Origin of the sequence: Flavobacterium sp. (genome assembly GCF_035195345.1) — a bacterium.
In the GTDB taxonomy this organism is placed as follows: Bacteria; Bacteroidota; Bacteroidia; order Flavobacteriales; family Flavobacteriaceae; genus Flavobacterium.
The window spans coordinates 2570511-2589334 of the sequence record NZ_CP136574.1; the positions used below are offsets into that span (position 1 = coordinate 2570511).

An 18824-nucleotide genomic window follows, 5' to 3' on the forward strand; every position below is an offset into this window, starting at 1 on the left:
TATTATTTTTTAATGATTTATATTTCTCTCCCTTTGATTAATCTAAATAATATTGCAATTATTGCGATTACTAATAAAATGTGGATAATATTACCCGCACTGTAAACAAAAAAACCTAATGCCCAAAGAATAACAAGCACAACTGCCACGGTGTATAATAAATTTGACATATCTTTATATTTTAAAGGTTACAATTTGATGGGATACGTATTAAATCCCTTCTTTTTTACTTAAACAAAGGTGTAACTTATTGAATACATTTGTGTTACATAGCAAATCTTAAATGTTATATATTTCCCACTTTTATTGAAATATTGTTACTTTGAGTTTCCAAAACTTTGAGTTAACTTTGCCAAACTACTAACACTAAACATCACACCGTTTTGACAACACAACAACTTCAAGACCAAATTCAAGCTAAAAAATCATTTCTTTGTATTGGTTTGGATGTTGATTTGAATAAAATCCCAGAGCATTTATTACAAACCGAAGATCCAATTTTTGAATTCAATAAAGCAATTATCGATGCTACGCATGATTTGTGTGTTTCTTATAAACCCAATATAGCATTTTATGAAGCTTACGGTATAAAAGGTTGGCAATCATTAGAAAAAACAATCAAGTACATCAACTCCAACTATCCAGAAATTTTCACCATTGCCGATGCTAAACGAGGTGATATTGGTAACACATCGTCTATGTATGCCAGAGCTTTTTTCAATGATTTGGATTTTGATTCGGTAACCGTGGCGCCTTATATGGGAAAGGACTCGGTTGAACCTTTTTTAGCATTTGAAGATAAGCATACAATCATGCTTGCCTTAACATCCAATGAAGGCGCTTTTGATTTTCAAACGCAAAATGTAGAGGGAAAAGAATTGTACAAAGTTGTTTTGGAAACTTCAAAATCTTGGAAAAACGCACATAATTTAATGTATGTAGTTGGCGCAACAAAAGCCGAATATTTCACTGAAATTAGAAAAATAGTTCCTGATAGTTTCTTACTGGTTCCGGGTGTTGGCGCTCAGGGGGGAAGTTTAGCTGAGGTTTGTAAATACGGAATGAGTAAAAACGTAGGTTTGTTAATCAATTCTTCAAGAGGAATTATTTATGCTTCCAACGGAACAGATTTCGCAGCAAAGGCTAGGGAAGAAGTTTTGAAATTGCAATTAGAAATGCAATCTATTTTAGGGTAAATATTGAATATTTACTATTGAAATCATGCAGCTCACAGACCAATTAGGAACTTCACATACATTCGATACTCAACTTGTTCGAATTGTCTCTTTAGTGCCCTCGCAAACCGAATTGTTATACGATTTAGGGTTAGAAGACAACATCGTTGGAATTACCAAATTCTGCGTGTATCCTGTTCATTTTAAAGCTACAAAAACTATTGTTGGCGGGACTAAAAACGTCAAATTTGATAAAATAAAAGCGCTTCAGCCTGATATTATTATTTGCAACAAAGAAGAAAATACGAAAGAAATTGTCGAAGAATTAAGTGCAATTTGCCCTGTTTGGGTTACTGATATCTATACGATTGAAGATAATTTACAAATGATTTCCGATTTTGGTCAATTGTTTAACAAACGTACCGAAGCTCAAAAATGGATTGATAAAATTAATTTTGCTTACAAAGATTTCAAGCAATTTGTTGAAGATAAACCGACTAAGAAAGCTGCTTATTTCATTTGGGCGAATCCGTATATGGTTGCTGGAAATAACACATTTATTAACGAATTGTTGCAATTGAATCGTTTCGAAAATATTTACAAAGAAAAAGAAGGACGTTATCCTGAAATTGAATTGAAGAAAATTCGATTAGAAGGGGATCCAGATTATGTGTTTTTGTCTTCTGAACCTTTTCCGTTTAAGGATGAACATGCGTTTGAAATTGGATGTTTTACGCATCATGCCAAAACTGTTTTTGTGGATGGCGAGATGTTTTCGTGGTACGGAAGCCGATTGTTAAAAGCTTTTGCTTATTTCAAAGTACTCCATGATAAAATTTAAAATTTGTTCAACTCAAAAGTCTCTTGAAAAGCTTACATTTGAAAAAAAATAAAGATTTGATTTCCTATACAATTTATAAAAATGAATCGAGTTCAGAGTGGGTTACTTTTGTTCATGGAGCAGGAGGAAGTTCGTCTGTATGGTTTAAGCAAATTCGTGATTTTCAGAAGCATTTTAATGTTTTGCTTTTGGATTTAAGAGGTCATGGCGATTCAAAAGAACCATTGAAATCGGCATTTAAGCAGCAATATACGTTTAAAGCCATTGCCGAAGATATTGTTGAGGTAATCAATCATTTAAAAATAGAATCGTCTCATTTTGTGGGAATTTCATTGGGTTCCATCGTCATTCGTCAATTGGCAGAAATGCATCCTAATCGAGTGAAAAGCATGATTTTAGGCGGTGCCATTTTAAAAATGAATTTCCGTTCTCAAGTATTAATGCGCTTGGGTAATATGTTTAAATACGTGTTGCCTTATTTGGTTTTGTACAAGTTTTTTGCGTTTGTGATTATGCCAAAAAAGAACCACAAACAATCACGCTTACTGTTTATTAATGAAGCGAAGAAATTATACCAAAAAGAATTTATTAAATGGTTCAAACTCACTGCTGAAATCAATCCTGTTTTGCGTTGGTTTCGCCAAAAAGAACTGAACATTCCCACATTATATGTTATGGGACAAGAAGATTATATGTTTCTACCCACAGTAAAGCAAGTAGTTGCCAATCATGTAAAAACGGCCGAACTTTTCATCATTCAAAATTGTGGTCATGTAGTGAATGTAGAGCAACCCGTAATTTTTAACGAAACGGTGATTGGGTATTTGAAGGGAAGGTAGGTTGATTAGATTTTTTAAAATCCTTTTAACTTAACTCTTTTTCGTTTGAAAATTTTATCATTGTGATAATACTCAATTCTTCTTTTATCAATATTGATTATTATTTTTTCTGTTTTTTCAGGAATTTTGAATCTTACATGTGGGCCAGTAAATGATAGTTCGAATTCTGAATTAAAATTAGTTACTATTAGTTGAGCCTTGCCATCAAAATCAGTGGTAGTTTCATTTATTTTTTTTGCTTCTCTTTCTACTATATTCGCTCCCGCTATTGGATAATCTTTTTCATAATAAATTTCAAAATATATAGTCTTTGATTTTAATTGTGAAAATGAATTTATACAAATGAATATTAGAATAAGAGTAAAGCAGTTTTTTATTTTTTTCATTTCTTCTATAAGTTAGTATACGTTAATTAGTAAATTCAATTTTCATTTCTCAAATATAAATAATAATTATAAAATATCTTCAAACAAAAAATCCCCAATTGCTTGAGGATTCAGTCTATTTTTTAGTTTTACCTGAGTTGAACTTAAAACGTTCTACAGGGTTTTCTGGCTTTTGTTTTTTGTCGGAAGGTTTACCTTGTCCAAATGGTTTATTAGCAGGTGCGCCTTTGGGTTTAAAAGGTTTTTTTTCGCCTTCTTTTTTAAAATCTGGCTTTTTGTCTTCTTTGTATAAGGAAGTTTTGTTCTTTGCAATTTCGCTTAGTACTTCTCTTGGGTTTTTAGGTTCTTCCTTTGTACCACGTAAATGAATAATTAATCCATTTAAAAAATTTCGCAATAATTGATCGCCACATTCCATGTAGTTGGGGTGGTCTTCACTTCTAAAAATATCAGCTAATTCGCCTTTAGAAATTCTAAAATTAACCAAGTTTACAATTTCAATAATTTGGTCGTCACGCAATTGCAAGGCAACACGTAACTTTTTAAAAATATCATTATTATTCATTCGTATCTATTTTATTATTCTATTTCAAATTCTAAATTTAAAACAGCCAAAGGTACGCTTTTCCAAATTCTTTCGCCCATAATTTTTCATTATGTTTACCACCTTCAACTACACGAGATTTGGTTAAGTGCATGCAGGAACAACGTATGGTATTAACTAAACCAATCATTTTATTCATGTCGGCAACCATTGTTTCACTTTCGCTATCTCCACAAAGAAAGTATAGTTTGTTTTTCATCTTTTTGGTGTTTTCTGTAAGAGTATACACTTCAGGATTAATCCAAAAAGCAGGCGAAAATACAGCCGCTTTTCCAAATACTTTCGGAAATTTTAAAACAGCATAATAGGAAACCAAACCACCTAATGAACTTCCTGCAATGGCAGTATCCATCTTGCCTTTTTTAGTTCTAAAATTGGAATCGATGTAGGGTTTTAGAGTAGTAACAATGAAATCTAAATACGCATCTGCTTTTCCGCCACCGTATTTTTCATTTGAAAAAGGTGTGAGCTCTTCGGTTCTTTTTTCATTTCCGTGTTCAATTCCCACAATAATAACTTGGGCTTGTAAACTGTCTAAGGTTTCATCAATATGCCATTCTCCAGCATACGATGTTTTAGCATCAAATAAGTTTTGAGCATCGTGCATATAAATAACAGGAAATTTCTTTTTTGATGTTTCGTAATTGTGTGGCAAATACACCCAAATTTTCTTTGTAGTTTCTAATTGTAACGCTTTGATGTCAAAAGTAGTTACAGTTCCTTGCGACCATCCAGAAACGTATGTTAATAAAAAAAAGAAAGAAAAGAGTAAATAGTGCTTTTTCATTTTTATATTTGATATCATCTAAGACCTAAAATTACAATTTTGATGGACAGTTACCAAGAAAAAATAAGTTTATTGCAAGAAATGATTGCTTTTGCCTTAATTGATGGCGAATTGCATGATAGGGAATATGATTTTCTAGAAATTATAGCACAAGAACTCGAAATTGAAAAAGAAGTGTTTTTGCAATTGTTTCAAAATATAGCTGAAATCATTGTTATTAAAGATGAATTCCACCGTATTTGTCAATTTTATCGTTTGGTTTTATTAATGCATTGTGATGGTGTGCTCCACGAAAGAGAACAAATAAAAATCAACGAAATTGGTATTAACATGGGATTAAATCCTTTTGCCATGAAACGTGTATTGCATTTGATGAAAACTTCGCCTAATAGAATGGTACCAAGCGAAGTTTTATTAGCTGTTTTTAGTGAGCAGCACAACTAATTTTAGCAGGGAACTTCATCAAAATTAATCATCCAATTGATGCCAAATTTATCGGTGAACATCCCAAAGTAAGCTCCCCAAAAAGTTTTTTCCATAGGCATGATGATGTTGCCACCTGTTGAAAGTCCATTGAATAATTGATCCGCTTCTTCTTTACTATCTGCATTGATTGAAACTGAGAAATTGTTTCCAAAAGTAACGTCACCACTAAATGAAGTGCTGTCGCTTGCCATTAAAATGGTTTCTTTACTAATTGGTAAACTCACATGCATTATACGGTTGCCTTCTTCTTCACTAGTAGGGCAATTATCATCAGCTGGTACATCTTTAAATCGGCCTAGATAGCTAAATTCGCCACCAAAAACAGATTTATAAAAATTGAATGCTTCTTCAGTATTACCATTAAATGTAAGATAAACGTTTACGGTTGCCATGATTTTTTAAATTAAATGTTTTTTAAAATTGTTCAGAATTGCTTGCCAACCATTACGTTGTAACGAGATGGAATGGATATATTCAGGTTCAAAAATTTCCGTAAGAATTACTTTTGATTCTAAGAGTTCAAATTTCACAACTACTTTTCGACCATCCGTAATTTTGTAAACTATTTTTTTATGTGTTTCAATAGCTTCATATGTTCCTTCAAAGTCAAAAGCAATTGGTTCTTCTTTTGAAGCCATAGTATATTTAAATTTCCCGTTTACTTGTAATTTGTTTTCTGCTACTGGACAATGCCAATCGTCTGAAGCAAAATTCCATTTAGTAATGTGTTCAGGTTGAGTAAAAAAGTTCCAAACTTTTTCAATAGGTGCTTTAATTGTGGTACGAACAGTAATTGATTTTATAGTTGGATTTTCGGCTATAGCCTTAATGTTTTCTAATGCTTTTGGAAAAGTACCCTTAAAAAAGTCAATATAGTGCTCAAGCGTATCTAAAGTTACTAACAGTAAGGTTGTTCCATTTATTTCAGTTAATGTATAACGTTCTGTATTGCCTGTCCATTGTTTAGTTTCTTCATCCAGAGGTACTTCTTTATAATTTTGAATGTTTCCAATGTGCGAAAAGACCATAGATTCAAATTCATTATTTTCAATAATTTTTGAATACATTCCGTCACCTAGAGGCGATAAAAAGTGGATTTTACTACCTAACTCCCAACTCGAAAGGGCATACGAGCCATTACAAAAAGCAGTGGTCCAATTTTCGTAGTTTTCGTTGTCCCAAAGGGAATACCAAACTTTTTCTTTCGGTGCTTTAATAGATATTGTAAATTCTAATTTTTTCATTTTTAGTATGAATTAAATGAAAATTAAAGTTACGTTTTTTTGGAATACAATTAATTGCCAAACTGAGATTCATTTGCTTTTATATAATTTACAATAAGTGTAACCACATCTTCTTCAGTTTCATTGGTAAAGAAAAGCTCGTCTAAATCTTCCCAACCTGAAATTGTGTTTTCGTCAGCTTTTTCTATAGCAGCAATGCGAGTTTCTAAGTTGGTATCGTATCCTTTTGGAAAAATTTTAACGGCATTTGAAATTAATTCAGCCGTTTTTATTGCATTTATTTCTTGGTAAGAAGTAATAATTTCTTCTACAAAATTTCCAGATTCTGAAGAAAAGAAGAATTCAAATCCGCCTTCTCCCATAGCACCTTCAAAAATATCGATAAAAACAAATACTTTTTCTTCGTCTGTTAATGATGAAAAGTCTTCGGTTTCTTCTTTTTTATCCCAAATTAATGTCCCAACAGCTTCAATGATGGCTACTTCGTCTTCTAGTTTTAAAATGTTGTTAATTTTGCTCATAATTTCTTGATTAACGTTTAATATTTTTGTCATTCTGAACTCGTTTCAGAATCTAATTTTATTTTACAGTGAAGCTGAAACGAGTTCAACTTGACAAGTTTAGAGAAAATTACAATTTCCCCTGCAATGCTTTTATTTCATCACGCAATTTGGCAGCTTGCATAAAGTCTAATTCTTTAGCGGCTTTTTCCATCATTTTGCGCAGGTCTCTTATTTTCTTTTCTATTTCGGGTTTTGAAAGGTATAAACTTTCTGGTTCTGCGGCTTTCAATGCTTCTTTTTCAAAATAGCCTGTTGAAACCGAATTACCACTTAATGCACTTCCTAAACTCTTGTTCAATGCTTTTGGCGCTAGGCCGTGTTTGGTATTGTAATCAATTTGTTTTTGTCTTCTGTAATTGGTTTCGTCAATGGTTTTTTGCATCGAATTCGTGATTTTATCAGCATACATGATTGCTTTTCCATTTACATTACGAGCGGCACGCCCAACGGTTTGGGTTAACGAACGATGGCTTCTTAAAAAACCTTCTTTGTCTGCATCTAAAATAGCTACCAAAGAAACTTCTGGCAAATCTAATCCTTCTCGTAATAAATTTACACCAATTAAAACATCAAATATTCCTTTTCGCAAATCTTGCATAATTTCCACACGTTCCAACGTATCAACGTCTGAATGAATATAACGACAGCGAATAGCAACTTTAGTTAAATATTTTGCCAATTCTTCTGCCATACGTTTGGTTAACGTAGTAACTAAAACACGTTCGTCTGCTTCGCATCGCAATTGAATTTCTTCTATTAAATCATCAATTTGATTGGCGCTAGGACGAATTTCTATAATGGGATCTAATAAACCTGTAGGACGAATAACTTGTTCTACATAAACGCCTTCCGTTTTTTGCAATTCATAATCGGCAGGTGTAGCTGATACATAAATCACCTGATTTTGTAAAGCTTCAAACTCTTCAAATTTCAACGGACGATTGTCCATGGCAGCAGGCAATCGAAAACCATATTCCACTAAGTTTTCTTTACGACTTCTATCACCTCCATACATGGCATGCACTTGCGAAATCGTAACGTGACTTTCATCTACCACCATCAAAAAATCATCTGGAAAATAATCTAATAAGCAGAAAGGCCTAGTTCCAGGTTCTCTTCCATCTAAATAACGCGAATAGTTTTCAATTCCTGAACAATAGCCTAATTCTCGAATCATTTCTAAGTCAAAATTAGTGCGTTCTTCTAATCGTTTGGCTTCTAAATGTTTTCCAATTTCTTTGAAATAATCCACTTGCTTCACCATGTCTTGTTGGATTTCCCATATAGCATTTTGCAATACATCAGGTGAAGTCACAAACATATTGGCAGGATAAATCGTTAGTTTTTCATAACGTTCAATCACTTGTGAAGTCCTAGGATCGTAGGCTTCAATTTCTTCAATTTCGTCTCCAAAAAAGTGAATTCGGAACGGTTCATCGCCATAGCTTGGAAAAATTTCAACAATATCGCCTTTAATTCTGAAATTTCCTGCAGCAAAATCGGCTTCAGTTCTCGAATATAAACTTTGTACCAGTTGATGTAATAATTTGGTACGTGAAATTTGCTGACCTGTCTCTAAATTAATGACGTTTTTTTGAAATTCAACGGGATTCCCAATTCCATATAAACAAGAAACAGATGAAATTACAATAATATCTCTTCTTCCCGAAAGTAGGGCAGAGGTAGTACTTAAACGTAATTTTTCTAATTCTTCATTAATAGATAAATCTTTTTCAATATAGGTTCCTGTAACAGGAATAAAGGCTTCGGGTTGATAATAGTCGTAATACGAAACAAAATACTGCACCGAATTATGTGGAAAAAACTGCTTAAATTCTGAATATAATTGCGCTGCTAAGGTCTTATTATGTGCTAAAATTAAAGTTGGTCGTTGCACTTCTTGTACAACATTAGCAACAGTAAATGTTTTTCCAGAACCTGTAACTCCTAATAGCGTTTGGTATTTTTCACCATTGAGAATGCCTTTTGAAAGTTTTTCAATAGCTTGTGGTTGGTCACCAGTAGGTTTGTAATCAGATACGACTTGGAATTTCATTTAAGGCTTTAATTTTGAAGGGTTTTGGCTGTTTTCCCATACGGCTAAAACAACAATATGTTCTTGAAAAATTTCGTAGAAAAGGTAATGGTTGTCAATTAACAAGCCTCTAACTCCAATTTTATTTGTTTTTTTGACAATTTCGGGTTGTTTAAGCAATAGTTTAATTTCTTTTTGAATTTTTCTATGTAATTTAAGAGAATAGGTTTTGCTTTTATTGTGATAGTTGTAAAATTCATAAAGGTTTTTTAAATCAATTTTTGCTTTTGAAGACCAAACAATTATTCTTTCAGCCATTTTTCCATTTCTTCATTTAGAATATTATTGTTCTCGAAATTTCCTGAAAGATATTCATTTTTTGATGTTTCTAAGCTGCTTTTTTGCTCGTCGGATAGTGTTATAATTTGGTCTGTTTTAGATTCAATTAAAATTGTTAATGCCTCCAAAAACTTCTTGTCGTTTATGAGGTCAATTTTAAATTTTAGAATATTTTTTAGTTCCAATGTATTCATAGCAAAACATTTTTACGAAGATACAAAAAAAGTTAGTCCCAACATTCCATCAATAGCAAATCACCTTCAATGTGTTCTATTGAAACAATGCCGTCTTCGGTTACATGATTGCTGCTTCCGGTACGATATCCAATGGTTAGTACTTCGTTATTTAGTGGATAAAATAAGTTTTTTGTAGTTATTCCACTCACTTTTCCAATCGGAATTAATGATAAAACGGTGTTAGCTGTATACCATTTATTATATGTTAATGGCAGTAAAAAAACTTTAGAATAGTCATCTAGTACTACAATTTTTAACGAATTGCGGTAAGCTACAATATTTGTGATGTTGGTTATGGTGTGATCAGCACGTTTTCCGGTTGCCCAAATAACGTTTACGGCTTTATGGCCTTTTTCGATGAGGTAATCAAATGCTTTTTCTAAATCGGTTTTGTCTTGATTAGGGGCGTAAACAATTTCTAAGGGATATTGTTTTTCTAAATAGTAGTTTGGATCAAAGCCTCGATCAAAATCGCCCAATAATACATCCACTTTGATACCAAGTTGTAGTACGCGTTCAATAGCTGAATCTAAAACAATTACTAATGGCGACCATTCTAATAATTGTCCTATTAATTCTTCACTACATGCTGCACCATTAGCAATTATTAATGCTGGTTCTTGATCGTCGCGAACAATATGGTGTGATGACATTTCGATTTTGAAATTAAAGAGTACGAATTTAGAAAAAAATTATTCAACGGTGTAACTCATTGTATCGGTTTCTGATAATCTAAAGAATCCTAAAGCGAAATTATTAAAATTAGTTTGATTTACAATGTTTCCTCTAACCGTTGCTGGCGGCGTTTGAAAAGGACTTCCACCATTAGTACCTGCAATTCCTAATAAAACATTCATATAATTGTAATAGTTTTGGGAAATGCCATGTAACGTGAACTGTAATGTGTCGTCTGTTTTCATGTCTTCATTTGTATATAATCCAAACATCTGATTTCCTTGAAAAAAGGCATCGTCTATTACATCATATTCAGGTAATATGGTGAATGAGGTATTGTATTCTTCAAGATATAAATTATTGACTAATCCATTGTCTTGATAAAAGAATTTTACTTCTTTTTCATTTCCTGTAAAGCCACCATCTTCGGTTTGTTGCACAGCATCAATGGTTGGAACTTCTATTAATGATTCTGTAGCAGTATAAATTTGACTGTTTAGACTAACAGTTAATGTATAAGATTGTCTTATTTCAGGATTAAAATTTGTACATACATAATTGCCGGTACCCGGATTTTCAATAAAATCATATTGAATTCCATTTCCATCAGTAATAAAAACAGTTGCACCACTAACAGTTGGAATTGTTGAAGAATAAAAACCAGTTGTTGTGGTTAGTTTTATGGTTTGCACATTTCCAAGCGTCCCTTTTTGCCATTTTATAGAAGCATCGATTACTAATCTTGGCGCAGCCGTAGTTAAGTCTATATCAACGACATCTTCACAACTAAATAATGAAAATGAAATAGTTGTTGTTAAAAGAAATAACGTTACTATTTTTAATAATTTCTTTACCATAATTAAAATTTAAAATTATAGGTTACACTTGGTACGATACCAAAAATAGATAAACGAACGGCTTCATTATTACCTGAATCTTGATTTTGTCTAAAACTAATTGAAGCAGCGTTTTTTCGACTGTAAAGGTTGTAAATTCCAAAAATCCACTCACCATACCAATTTCGGTTTTTATTTTTTTCAGGAACTAAAGTTGCCGATATATCTAAACGATGGTATGTTGGTAGTCTGTTTTCATTGCGTAATCCGTAAGTAGGAACTGTAATACCTTGATATTGATATTGGCCATTAGGATAGGTTACCGGCTGTCCAGATTGCAATGTGAAAATACTACTAAAACTCCACTTTTCATTTAACTTATACATGCTGGTGATAGAAATATTGTGTAATTTATCCCAACCTGTTTTATACCAATTTCCATTATTAATTCCGGTTTCAACTGCTGTTCTTCCGGGTGTTCTTTGTTCGGAACGAGAAAGAGTATAGGAAATCCAACCATTAAGTTTTCCATTATTTTTACGAGCTAAAATTTCTAAACCATAGGCTCTAGCTTCTCCATTTAAAACCACTTGTTCAATATCGTCATTAGCAATTAAATCGGCACCATCTATATAATCTACTCTGTTTTTTAGTTTTTTGTAGAAAGTTTCAACTTCAAGAGTATAATCATCATTCTTAAAGTTTTTAAAATATCCAAAGGCAACTTGATCTAAAATTTGAGGTTTTAAATAATCGTCACTTGGAGCCCACACATCTAATGGCGTTGGAGATTGTGTGTTAGAAATTAAATGCAAATATTGCGACATTCGATTGTAACTTGCTTTAATTGAGCTGTTTTCATTTAAGCTGTAAGCAACTGAAACACGTGGTTCTAAATTGCCAAATTCAGCAATTGTTTCATTTTTTCCATAGGATTTTGTTCCCGTTGGAGTTCCTTTTTCATAAATTTGAAAATCTTCATTATAAACAACAGCCTGATTATTTGCGTATAAATTAATTTCTTCGTCACCTAATCGATAAAATTTACTGTAACGTAAACCATAGTTAATGCTTAATTTATCTGTAATTTGTTGCTCTACATCAACATAAACAGCAGGTTCAAAAGCATATTTTTTTGCTAATTGATCAGGATTAATTCCCGAAGTGTCATTTGTTGGTTCAATTTTACCAGGATTAAAGTCATGATAAATAGCATTTGCTCCGTAAAAAAGTTTTACTTTATCAGAAATATAATGTTTAAAATCATATTTTAAATTGTAATTTTTAATTCCGCTATCCCAGTTAAATCCTATAAAATCTAGTTTTAATCCATAGTAGTAATCACTGTAAATTAAAGAAAGATTGGAAAAAAGTTTATTTGAAAATAAATGATTCCAACGTAAATTAAAAACCGAATTTCCGTACGTGTTTACAAAACTTTGATTTAAGCTAAAAACATCTCTTCCAAAATAGCCTGAAGCATATAAATTATTGTTTTCGTTAAGTTTATAGCTTAGTTTAGTGTTCAAATCATAAAAATAGGCTGAATTTTTATTGTCGGTTAATTTTAAAAATAAATGTGCATACGAACTTCTTCCAGCAAATAAAAATGAACCTTTATCTTTTACAATCGGACCTTCAGCTAATAATCTACTAGATATGATACCAATTCCTCCACTCATATGAAAATTCGTACTATTTCCATCTTTTTGGTAAATTTCTAGCACAGACGCTACTCGACCACCAAATCGTGATGGGATTCCTCCTTTATATAATTTTAGGTCTTTAATTGCGTCGGTGTTAAAAACAGAAAAGAATCCAAATAAATGTGACGTATTGTATATCGTTGCTTCGTCAAGTAAAACTAAGTTTTGATCTGCAGAACCTCCTCGAACATTGAATCCTGATTGACCTTCTCCAGCATTTGTTACTCCAGGTAATGTTAAAATAGATTTTATAACATCGGTTTCTCCTAAAATTGCTGGCATTTGTTTTATGGTATTAATCGATAATTTATTAACACTCATTTCAGGTTTTTTTATGTTGTTTCTGTATATATTTTTGGTAATTACAACTTCATTCAGTTCTAGCTTACTTTCAATTAGACCAAAGTTTTTCTTTGTATTTTGATTGATTTCTATCTTTTCCGTGATAGTTTCAAACCCTATGTAACTAATTTGAACAGTATATGTTCCTTTGGGTAACGAAATGGAATAAAAACCATACTCATTTGTATAAGTTCCAATGTTCAGTTCAGCGATGTAGACCGAAACGCCAATTAATGTTTCATTAGTGTTCGTGTCTGATGCAACTCCGCTCAAGATCATTTTTTCTTGTCCAAATCCAAGAAGCGAAAAGAAGCATAAAAACCAATAAAGTTTTTGTTGTAGCATTGTTTTTGGTATAGATTTTGTTGCACAAATTTCACAAAAATAAAAGGCAATTGTTTAAAACATATGTTAATTTATAAATAAAAATCAATTATTGTTTTAATTTTACATCTTTCAATAGTTTACAGATGAGATTCAAATTATTTACTTTACTTTTTCTGTTTCATTTTGTGTCACTTTTGGGACAAAAAGAGAACCCTTTCAAGACTTCTAAATTGAAGATTGATTGGGATGAGCCTGCAAAAGTAGATACCAAATCAAATACAATTACTTTGCCTTATAAAAGTATTTTTGATAAAGATGATAGTTACTTAAAACGCTATTCTGTTCTTAATCAAAAAAAAGGGGAGGAAAGTGTGTTGATTAAGAAAAATGAATTTAAAAATCCAGGTGATGCAATTAAAGAAAAACTGAACAAAGAAACTCAACAGGGTAGTTGGGATGATGTATTCTTTGGGAAGTTTAAAGTAACAACATCTGTTTTAAAAATAATGACGCGAGATCACATGGATCCTGATGGTGATAAAATTAGAATTTTATTAAATAGTATTGTTGCATATAATGTTATTTTTCTAGAAACTGAATTTAAAACAACTTATATTGAATTAAGAGAAGGAGAAAATAGTATAGATATTGTTGCTTTAAATCAAGGATTAGCGGGACCAAATACAGCAACATTTGCTTTATATGATGGAAATAATAATTTAATTACAAAAAACGATTGGAATTTGAATACGGGAGTATCAGCAAAGTTTACAATTGAATATGTAAAACCACTTGATAAGAAATAAAAAAAGGCGTTTTGTTAAAACCGCCTTTTTGTCTATAAATATTAATCTTCTTTAACCACTTTCGCTTTCCAAACAAAGTAAAATCCAATAATAATAAAAGGAATACTCAACCATTGCCCTGTTGAAAGTGCATTAAAGATTGTGTATTGCTCAAAACCACCTTGACTTTCCTTCACAAATTCCACCACAAAACGAATTGACCAAAGTAATATTAAGAACAAGCCAAATAAGTAACCAGCTTTGTTTCTTGCTTCTGTTTTCCAATATAAAAACATCAAAATAGCGAAAACAAAAACATAGCAAATAGCCTCGTATAATTGTGCGGGATGTTTAGGCGTTACAGCTGTTAAATATTCTACAAATTGAGGGTTTGTAGCAATTGCTTGATAAGCTTCATTTTTATCTCCGATTTGGGTTAATTGCATAGCTTCATTCGGACTATATTTGTCTCTTAAGAATTTAATTCCGAACGCAGAACTAGTTTCAGTTCCAACGATTTCAGAATTCATGAAATTCCCTAAACGAATAAAAATCGCACCTAAAGATACTGGAATTACAATTCGGTCTAAAATCCATAAAAATGAACGCTTGATGACTCTTCTTTGAATGTAAAACATAGTGATAATGATACCAATTGCCGCTCCATGACTCGCTAATCCTGCAAAACCTGTGAAATGTAAAGTTGGTTTTGTGCTAATTGGTAATAAAATACTCAATGGATCTTGGTAAAATAATTCAGATTGATAAAACAAAACGTGTCCTAATCTTGCACCAAGCATTGTAGCCACCAAAGTGTACACAAATAATTTATCTAATGAGTCAACCGATTCGTTTTCTCTCATGAAAATAGGTTTCATCACATACCAGCCTAATCCAAAAGCCAATACCCAAGAAAGACTATAAAAACGTAGTAAGAAAAATCCTAAATCAATCCCTTCCGAAGGATTCCAAACCATATTGAGTGTGTGAATCATAATAATGAGTAAATGTTTAAAGGGTAAAAATAAATAATAAAATTGGTAAACATGTTAAAATTCCGATAAGAAATTTTTTCAAGAGCAATGACAATTTCAAAAATCAACTTCAAACCACAAACATGAAACAAATAATTAGGAACACAGATTAAAGAAATTTAAAAAAATCAATTTCAATTTCAATCTCAAAAATCAAATAATTGAAACGCTCTGTGTATCACTATTCAACACAATCAAAATCAAAAAAAAGCTCTGTGAACCTCTGTGTAATTAATCATGGCACCGGATCATAACCACTTCGTCCCCAAGGATGACAACTAAAAATGCGTTTCAAAGCTAACCAACCACCTTTAAAAACGCCGTGTTTCTGCAATGCTTGAATGGTATAACTAGAACATGTTGGTTCAAAACGGCAAGTAGCGGGTGTGAAAGGGGAGATGCCAACCTGATAAAATCGCACCAATAAAACAAACGGATAAATCACCCATTGTTTCAGTGTTTTTGGATATTTCGATTGGTGTTGGCTACACATGATTATTGATTGATAAAAATAACTACAATCTCTGTCAAGCTGAACTTGTTTCAGCTTCTAAAAAAAAGTTTCTGAAGATAAAAGAGATTCTGAAACGAGTTCAGAATGACAGCGATAATATATATTTAAAAACTAAAACTAGTTCCTTCTTTTCCGTCTTTTAATTGAATGCCTAATGCTAATAATTGGTCACGAATTTGGTCCGATAAAGCAAAGTTTTTGTTTGCTCTAGCTTCGTTTCGCATCCCAATTAACATTTCAACAACGCCACTTAATTTTTCAGTAGTATTGGAATTTCCTGAAGTAGCTTCATTACTAATTCCTAACACATCAAATAAGAAACTTGAAATCGTATTTTGTAATAACTTAATATCTTCCGCAGTTAACGATTCTTTTCCGTCGTTTACCAAATTGATGTAACGCGCGCCTTCAAATAATTGAGCAATTAAAATTGGGGTATTAAAATCGTCATTCATCGCATCATAACAACTTTGTTTCCAACTTGCAATATCTAAGGTAGAAGTTTTGCCAGCTTTCAACATCGGAATTAATTTGTATGATTCCATCAAACGAGAATAGCCTTTTTCGCTGGCTAACATGGCATCATTAGAAATATCTAAAACACTTCTATAATGTGCTTGTAAGAAACAAAAACGTACAATATTAGGTTGGAAAGGTTTTTCGAAAAACGTATTTTCACCCGTAACCAATTCCATTGGAAGAATATAGTTTCCAGTCGATTTACTCATGCGTAAACCGTTCATGGTTAACATATTGGTGTGCATCCAAAAATTAACTGGTGAATGACCATTACAAGCTTTTCCTTGTGCTACTTCGCACTCATGATGCGGGAATTTCAAATCCATTCCACCACCGTGAATATCAAAAGTTTCGCCTAAGTATTTCGTACTCATTGCGGTACACTCTAAATGCCAACCAGGAAAACCTTCACCCCAAGGCGAGTTCCAACGCATAATGTGTGCTGGAGAAGCATTTTTCCAAAGGGCAAAATCTTGCGGATTTTTCTTTTCGGTTTGTCCGTCTAAATCACGGGTATTAGCAAAAAGTTCTTCAATGTTACGGTTACTCAATTCACCGTAATTCATTCCTTTTTGGTTATAAGCAAACACATCAAAATATACCGAACCATTGCTTTCATAAGCAAATCCGGTATCAATTAATTTTTGAGTTAACTCAATTTGTTCTAAAATATGTCCCGTTGCTGTAGGTTCAATCGTTGGCGGAAGAAAATTAAAGGTATCCAAAACCTTGTGAAAATCCACCGTATATTTCTGTACGATTTCCATAGGTTCTAATTTCTCCAAGCGCGATTGTTTCACAAAACGGTCGTTATCCACATCGCCATCATCGGTTAAATGCCCTGCATCGGTAATATTTCTAACGTATCTAACTTTATATTCTAAATGCAATAAATATCTAAAAATTACATCAAAACTCATAAATGTACGCACGTTTCCTAAGTGCACATTACTGTAAACAGTAGGGCCGCAAACATACATCCCAATATTCCCTTCATGAATAGGAGTAAAGGTTTCTTTTTCGCCCGAAAGCGTATTGTATAATTGCAACGTTTGATTTTTATGTAATTCCATTATGCTATTTTTTGAAGCTATTCCTGCTATTCATTACAAGTCCTAGCCTAAAAATCTGTTTTTCTACATTTTAAAAAGTGCTTCTTAGGTCGCATTTTTAAAACAACAAAAGCTACATTTTTATTGCTCCGGGCTTTTCATTACTATCAGGGCTAATTTATTTAAGATTTTTAGGTTTTGGGTTTCAAATTTCATGTTTTAAGTCAGAACTTCTAACTCCCATTTCCCAACTTAAAACTGTGTATCTAATTTAATATAATCTAAAAATTCTCTACGAACTTTATCTTCTTTGAATTTTCCGCCATATTCTGCTGTAACAGTACTGCTTTCAATATCACGAATTCCTCTCGAATTTACGCACAAGTGTTTAGCGTCAATTACGCAGGCTACATCTTCAGTTCCTAATACTTTTTGTAATTCTTGAACTATCTGAATAGTTAAACGTTCTTGAACCTGAGGTCTTTTAGCATAAAAATCTACAATACGATTCATTTTTGATAAACCTACTACAGTTCCATTTGAAATATAAGCCACGTGTGCACGACCTACGATTGGTAATAAATGGTGTTCACAAGTAGAATAAACAACAATGTTTTTTTCTACTAACATTTCACCATATTTATATTTATTATCAAAGGTTGAAGAACTTGGTTTTTTAGTAGGATTTAAACCGCCAAAAATTTCTTTAACAAACATTTTTGCTACACGATTAGGCGTTCCTTTTAAGCTGTCATCTGTTAAATCTAAACCTAATGTGTTTAAAATATGTTCTACATCTTTTTTAATCAATTCAATTTTTTCTTCATCAGAAATAGCGAAAGCATCGTCACGCATGGGTGTTTGAGTACTTGTTGCAATGTGGTTGTTTCCTATTTCGTCTTGAAAATCCTCGTTTTGTATCATTTTAACAATATGTTTTTATAGCAATTTAAAAAGTATTGCAAAGATAAATAATAAACTTTAAAAAATATTTTTAAATGTTAATTATTAAAAAAAATATTAGTTAAGATTAAAAATTTGTTAAATTTGTAATTCAGTTAACTAAATTATCAAACTATAAAAATGAAAAAATTACTACTCTTAGGTTTTATTCTTTTTTTTAAATTAGGATACTCTCAAGCTAAATTGAATCCTAATTCTCTTATTTTAAAAAGAATTAAACTTGAAAAAATTAATGACGCTAAATTTGATTACATTAATAATGCTGAAATTTCTTGGGATTTTTCATCAGTTGATTTACAGAATAATCAAGTTTCAATTGAAGTGATTACAATTTATGATTGCTTTAATGAAGAAAATGCGTCTGATTTTAAAACTCAATTTTCAATATTAAATAAAGATAATTTTTCTGTAAAAGGTAGTCATCAACTTATACATTTAGAATTAATGGCTAAATGCTTTAAGTGGCGTGTTGTAGTTAAAGAATCTACTAGTGAACAAGTTTCTGAGTGGTCATATTTTTCATTTCTAAAGTAGTT

23 protein-coding genes are annotated in these 18824 nt (G+C 31.9%); 6 read left to right on the forward strand and 17 right to left on the reverse strand.

Annotated elements, in window-relative coordinates; all coding sequences use genetic code 11:
• Positions 1 to 17: 17 nt before the first annotated feature.
• The gene (locus tag RSE15_RS11940) at positions 18 to 170 is read right to left on the reverse strand and encodes a lmo0937 family membrane protein (protein WP_324068778.1); all 153 of its coding nucleotides are present in this window, start codon (positions 168 to 170) and stop codon (positions 18 to 20) included.
• A 213-nt stretch (positions 171 to 383) separates the two neighbouring features.
• Here RSE15_RS11940 and pyrF point away from each other — a divergent pair, with 213 nt between their 5' ends.
• From pyrF to RSE15_RS11955, 3 genes are read left to right on the forward strand one after another with little or no spacing between them, the layout of a single operon-like run.
• Positions 384 to 1196 carry an orotidine-5'-phosphate decarboxylase gene (gene pyrF / locus RSE15_RS11945; RefSeq protein WP_324068779.1) on the forward strand — a complete coding sequence of 271 codons (813 nt, stop codon included), beginning with the start codon at positions 384 to 386 and terminating at the stop codon, positions 1194 to 1196.
• Between the two features lie 22 nt (positions 1197 to 1218).
• Positions 1219 to 2016 (forward strand): ABC transporter substrate-binding protein, encoded by a 798-nt coding sequence (locus RSE15_RS11950; RefSeq protein WP_324070468.1) that lies wholly within the window; start codon positions 1219 to 1221, stop codon positions 2014 to 2016.
• Between the two features lie 56 nt (positions 2017 to 2072).
• Positions 2073 to 2855: an alpha/beta fold hydrolase gene (locus RSE15_RS11955; protein ID WP_324070470.1), complete on the forward strand. Its 783-nt coding sequence runs from the start codon at positions 2073 to 2075 to the stop codon at positions 2853 to 2855.
• A gap of 14 nt (positions 2856 to 2869) precedes the next feature.
• Here RSE15_RS11955 and RSE15_RS11960 read toward each other — a convergent pair whose 3' ends face one another.
• The 3 genes from RSE15_RS11960 to RSE15_RS11970 form a co-directional block, all read right to left on the reverse strand.
• A complete protein-coding gene (locus tag RSE15_RS11960) occupies positions 2870 to 3241 on the reverse strand; it encodes a hypothetical protein (RefSeq protein WP_324068780.1) in 372 nt (123 codons plus the stop codon).
• Between the two features lie 115 nt (positions 3242 to 3356).
• Positions 3357 to 3806, reverse strand: coding sequence for a DUF1456 family protein (locus tag RSE15_RS11965; protein ID WP_324068781.1), 450 nt, complete (start codon positions 3804 to 3806; stop codon positions 3357 to 3359).
• A gap of 37 nt (positions 3807 to 3843) precedes the next feature.
• A complete protein-coding gene (locus RSE15_RS11970; protein WP_324068782.1) occupies positions 3844 to 4632 on the reverse strand; it encodes an alpha/beta hydrolase in 789 nt (262 codons plus the stop codon).
• 42 nt (positions 4633 to 4674) lie between these two features.
• On the opposite strand from RSE15_RS11970, the gene RSE15_RS11975 reads away from it, so the two are divergent.
• Entirely contained in the window at positions 4675 to 5076 is a 402-nt protein-coding gene (locus tag RSE15_RS11975; RefSeq protein WP_324068783.1) for an excinuclease ABC subunit B, read from the forward strand.
• Positions 5077 to 5078: 2 nt separating this feature from the next.
• Here the strand turns inward: RSE15_RS11975 and RSE15_RS11980 are convergent, their stop codons facing one another.
• From RSE15_RS11980 to RSE15_RS12020, 9 genes are all read right to left on the reverse strand, one after another.
• Positions 5079 to 5510, reverse strand: a complete 432-nt coding sequence (locus RSE15_RS11980) for a VOC family protein (RefSeq protein ID WP_324068784.1) — start codon at positions 5508 to 5510, stop codon at positions 5079 to 5081.
• Positions 5511 to 5516: 6 nt separating this feature from the next.
• Positions 5517 to 6362, reverse strand: coding sequence for an SRPBCC domain-containing protein (locus tag RSE15_RS11985; protein WP_324068785.1), 846 nt, complete (start codon positions 6360 to 6362; stop codon positions 5517 to 5519).
• Between the two features lie 50 nt (positions 6363 to 6412).
• A complete protein-coding gene (locus RSE15_RS11990) occupies positions 6413 to 6916 on the reverse strand; it encodes a DMP19 family protein (RefSeq protein WP_324068786.1) in 504 nt (167 codons plus the stop codon).
• Positions 6917 to 6992: 76 nt separating this feature from the next.
• Complete coding sequence (gene uvrB, locus RSE15_RS11995) at positions 6993 to 8981, reverse strand: excinuclease ABC subunit UvrB (RefSeq protein WP_324068787.1); 1989 nt, start codon at positions 8979 to 8981, stop codon at positions 6993 to 6995.
• Positions 8982 to 9278, reverse strand: a complete 297-nt coding sequence (locus RSE15_RS12000) for a type II toxin-antitoxin system RelE/ParE family toxin (protein ID WP_324068788.1) — start codon at positions 9276 to 9278, stop codon at positions 8982 to 8984. It lies immediately after the preceding gene.
• Positions 9263 to 9493: a hypothetical protein gene (locus tag RSE15_RS12005; RefSeq protein ID WP_324068789.1), complete on the reverse strand. Its 231-nt coding sequence runs from the start codon at positions 9491 to 9493 to the stop codon at positions 9263 to 9265. Before RSE15_RS12005 ends, RSE15_RS12000 begins: the two co-directional genes overlap by 16 nt.
• Before the next feature lie 32 nt (positions 9494 to 9525).
• Positions 9526 to 10188: a thiamine diphosphokinase gene (locus tag RSE15_RS12010; protein WP_324068790.1), complete on the reverse strand. Its 663-nt coding sequence runs from the start codon at positions 10186 to 10188 to the stop codon at positions 9526 to 9528.
• A gap of 39 nt (positions 10189 to 10227) precedes the next feature.
• Positions 10228 to 11067: a DUF4249 domain-containing protein gene (locus RSE15_RS12015; RefSeq protein WP_324068791.1), complete on the reverse strand. Its 840-nt coding sequence runs from the start codon at positions 11065 to 11067 to the stop codon at positions 10228 to 10230.
• 2 nt (positions 11068 to 11069) lie between these two features.
• Entirely contained in the window at positions 11070 to 13439 is a 2370-nt protein-coding gene (locus RSE15_RS12020; protein ID WP_324068792.1) for a TonB-dependent receptor, read from the reverse strand.
• Between the two features lie 125 nt (positions 13440 to 13564).
• Between RSE15_RS12020 and RSE15_RS12025 the strand changes: the two genes are divergently transcribed.
• A complete protein-coding gene (locus RSE15_RS12025; protein ID WP_324068793.1) occupies positions 13565 to 14227 on the forward strand; it encodes a hypothetical protein in 663 nt (220 codons plus the stop codon).
• Between the two features lie 41 nt (positions 14228 to 14268).
• Here RSE15_RS12025 and lgt read toward each other — a convergent pair whose 3' ends face one another.
• From lgt to folE, 4 genes are all read right to left on the reverse strand, one after another.
• Positions 14269 to 15201 carry a prolipoprotein diacylglyceryl transferase gene (lgt, locus tag RSE15_RS12030; RefSeq protein WP_324068794.1) on the reverse strand — a complete coding sequence of 311 codons (933 nt, stop codon included), beginning with the start codon at positions 15199 to 15201 and terminating at the stop codon, positions 14269 to 14271.
• A gap of 274 nt (positions 15202 to 15475) precedes the next feature.
• Entirely contained in the window at positions 15476 to 15733 is a 258-nt protein-coding gene (gene yidD, locus RSE15_RS12035; protein ID WP_324068795.1) for a membrane protein insertion efficiency factor YidD, read from the reverse strand.
• Between the two features lie 125 nt (positions 15734 to 15858).
• Positions 15859 to 17346, reverse strand: coding sequence for a cysteine--tRNA ligase (gene cysS / locus RSE15_RS12040; protein ID WP_324068796.1), 1488 nt, complete (start codon positions 17344 to 17346; stop codon positions 15859 to 15861).
• A 231-nt stretch (positions 17347 to 17577) separates the two neighbouring features.
• Positions 17578 to 18249, reverse strand: a complete 672-nt coding sequence (gene folE / locus RSE15_RS12045) for a GTP cyclohydrolase I FolE (protein ID WP_324068797.1) — start codon at positions 18247 to 18249, stop codon at positions 17578 to 17580.
• A 159-nt stretch (positions 18250 to 18408) separates the two neighbouring features.
• Between folE and RSE15_RS12050 the strand changes: the two genes are divergently transcribed.
• A complete protein-coding gene (locus RSE15_RS12050) occupies positions 18409 to 18822 on the forward strand; it encodes a hypothetical protein (protein WP_324068798.1) in 414 nt (137 codons plus the stop codon).
• Positions 18823 to 18824 lie beyond the last annotated feature (2 nt).

Coding starts and splice junctions, on each gene's coding strand:
- cysS (WP_324068796.1), bottom strand. CDS start 17,346: ATGGAATTACATAAAAATCAAACGTTGCAATTATACAATACGCTTTCG.
- RSE15_RS12020 (WP_324068792.1), bottom strand. CDS start 13,439: ATGCTACAACAAAAACTTTATTGGTTTTTATGCTTCTTTTCGCTTCTT.
- RSE15_RS11940 (WP_324068778.1), bottom strand. CDS start 170: ATGTCAAATTTATTATACACCGTGGCAGTTGTGCTTGTTATTCTTTGG.
- RSE15_RS11965 (WP_324068781.1), bottom strand. CDS start 3,806: ATGAATAATAATGATATTTTTAAAAAGTTACGTGTTGCCTTGCAATTG.
- RSE15_RS12025 (WP_324068793.1), top strand. CDS start 13,565: ATGAGATTCAAATTATTTACTTTACTTTTTCTGTTTCATTTTGTGTCA.
- uvrB (WP_324068787.1), bottom strand. CDS start 8,981: ATGAAATTCCAAGTCGTATCTGATTACAAACCTACTGGTGACCAACCA.
- folE (WP_324068797.1), bottom strand. CDS start 18,249: ATGATACAAAACGAGGATTTTCAAGACGAAATAGGAAACAACCACATT.
- RSE15_RS12015 (WP_324068791.1), bottom strand. CDS start 11,067: ATGGTAAAGAAATTATTAAAAATAGTAACGTTATTTCTTTTAACAACA.
- lgt (WP_324068794.1), bottom strand. CDS start 15,201: ATGATTCACACACTCAATATGGTTTGGAATCCTTCGGAAGGGATTGAT.
- RSE15_RS11980 (WP_324068784.1), bottom strand. CDS start 5,510: ATGGCAACCGTAAACGTTTATCTTACATTTAATGGTAATACTGAAGAA.
- RSE15_RS11985 (WP_324068785.1), bottom strand. CDS start 6,362: ATGAAAAAATTAGAATTTACAATATCTATTAAAGCACCGAAAGAAAAA.
- RSE15_RS12005 (WP_324068789.1), bottom strand. CDS start 9,493: ATGAATACATTGGAACTAAAAAATATTCTAAAATTTAAAATTGACCTC.
- yidD (WP_324068795.1), bottom strand. CDS start 15,733: ATGTGTAGCCAACACCAATCGAAATATCCAAAAACACTGAAACAATGG.
- RSE15_RS11975 (WP_324068783.1), top strand. CDS start 4,675: ATGGACAGTTACCAAGAAAAAATAAGTTTATTGCAAGAAATGATTGCT.
- RSE15_RS11990 (WP_324068786.1), bottom strand. CDS start 6,916: ATGACAAAAATATTAAACGTTAATCAAGAAATTATGAGCAAAATTAAC.
- RSE15_RS12050 (WP_324068798.1), top strand. CDS start 18,409: ATGAAAAAATTACTACTCTTAGGTTTTATTCTTTTTTTTAAATTAGGA.
- RSE15_RS11960 (WP_324068780.1), bottom strand. CDS start 3,241: ATGAAAAAAATAAAAAACTGCTTTACTCTTATTCTAATATTCATTTGT.
- RSE15_RS12010 (WP_324068790.1), bottom strand. CDS start 10,188: ATGTCATCACACCATATTGTTCGCGACGATCAAGAACCAGCATTAATA.
- RSE15_RS11970 (WP_324068782.1), bottom strand. CDS start 4,632: ATGAAAAAGCACTATTTACTCTTTTCTTTCTTTTTTTTATTAACATAC.
- RSE15_RS12000 (WP_324068788.1), bottom strand. CDS start 9,278: ATGGCTGAAAGAATAATTGTTTGGTCTTCAAAAGCAAAAATTGATTTA.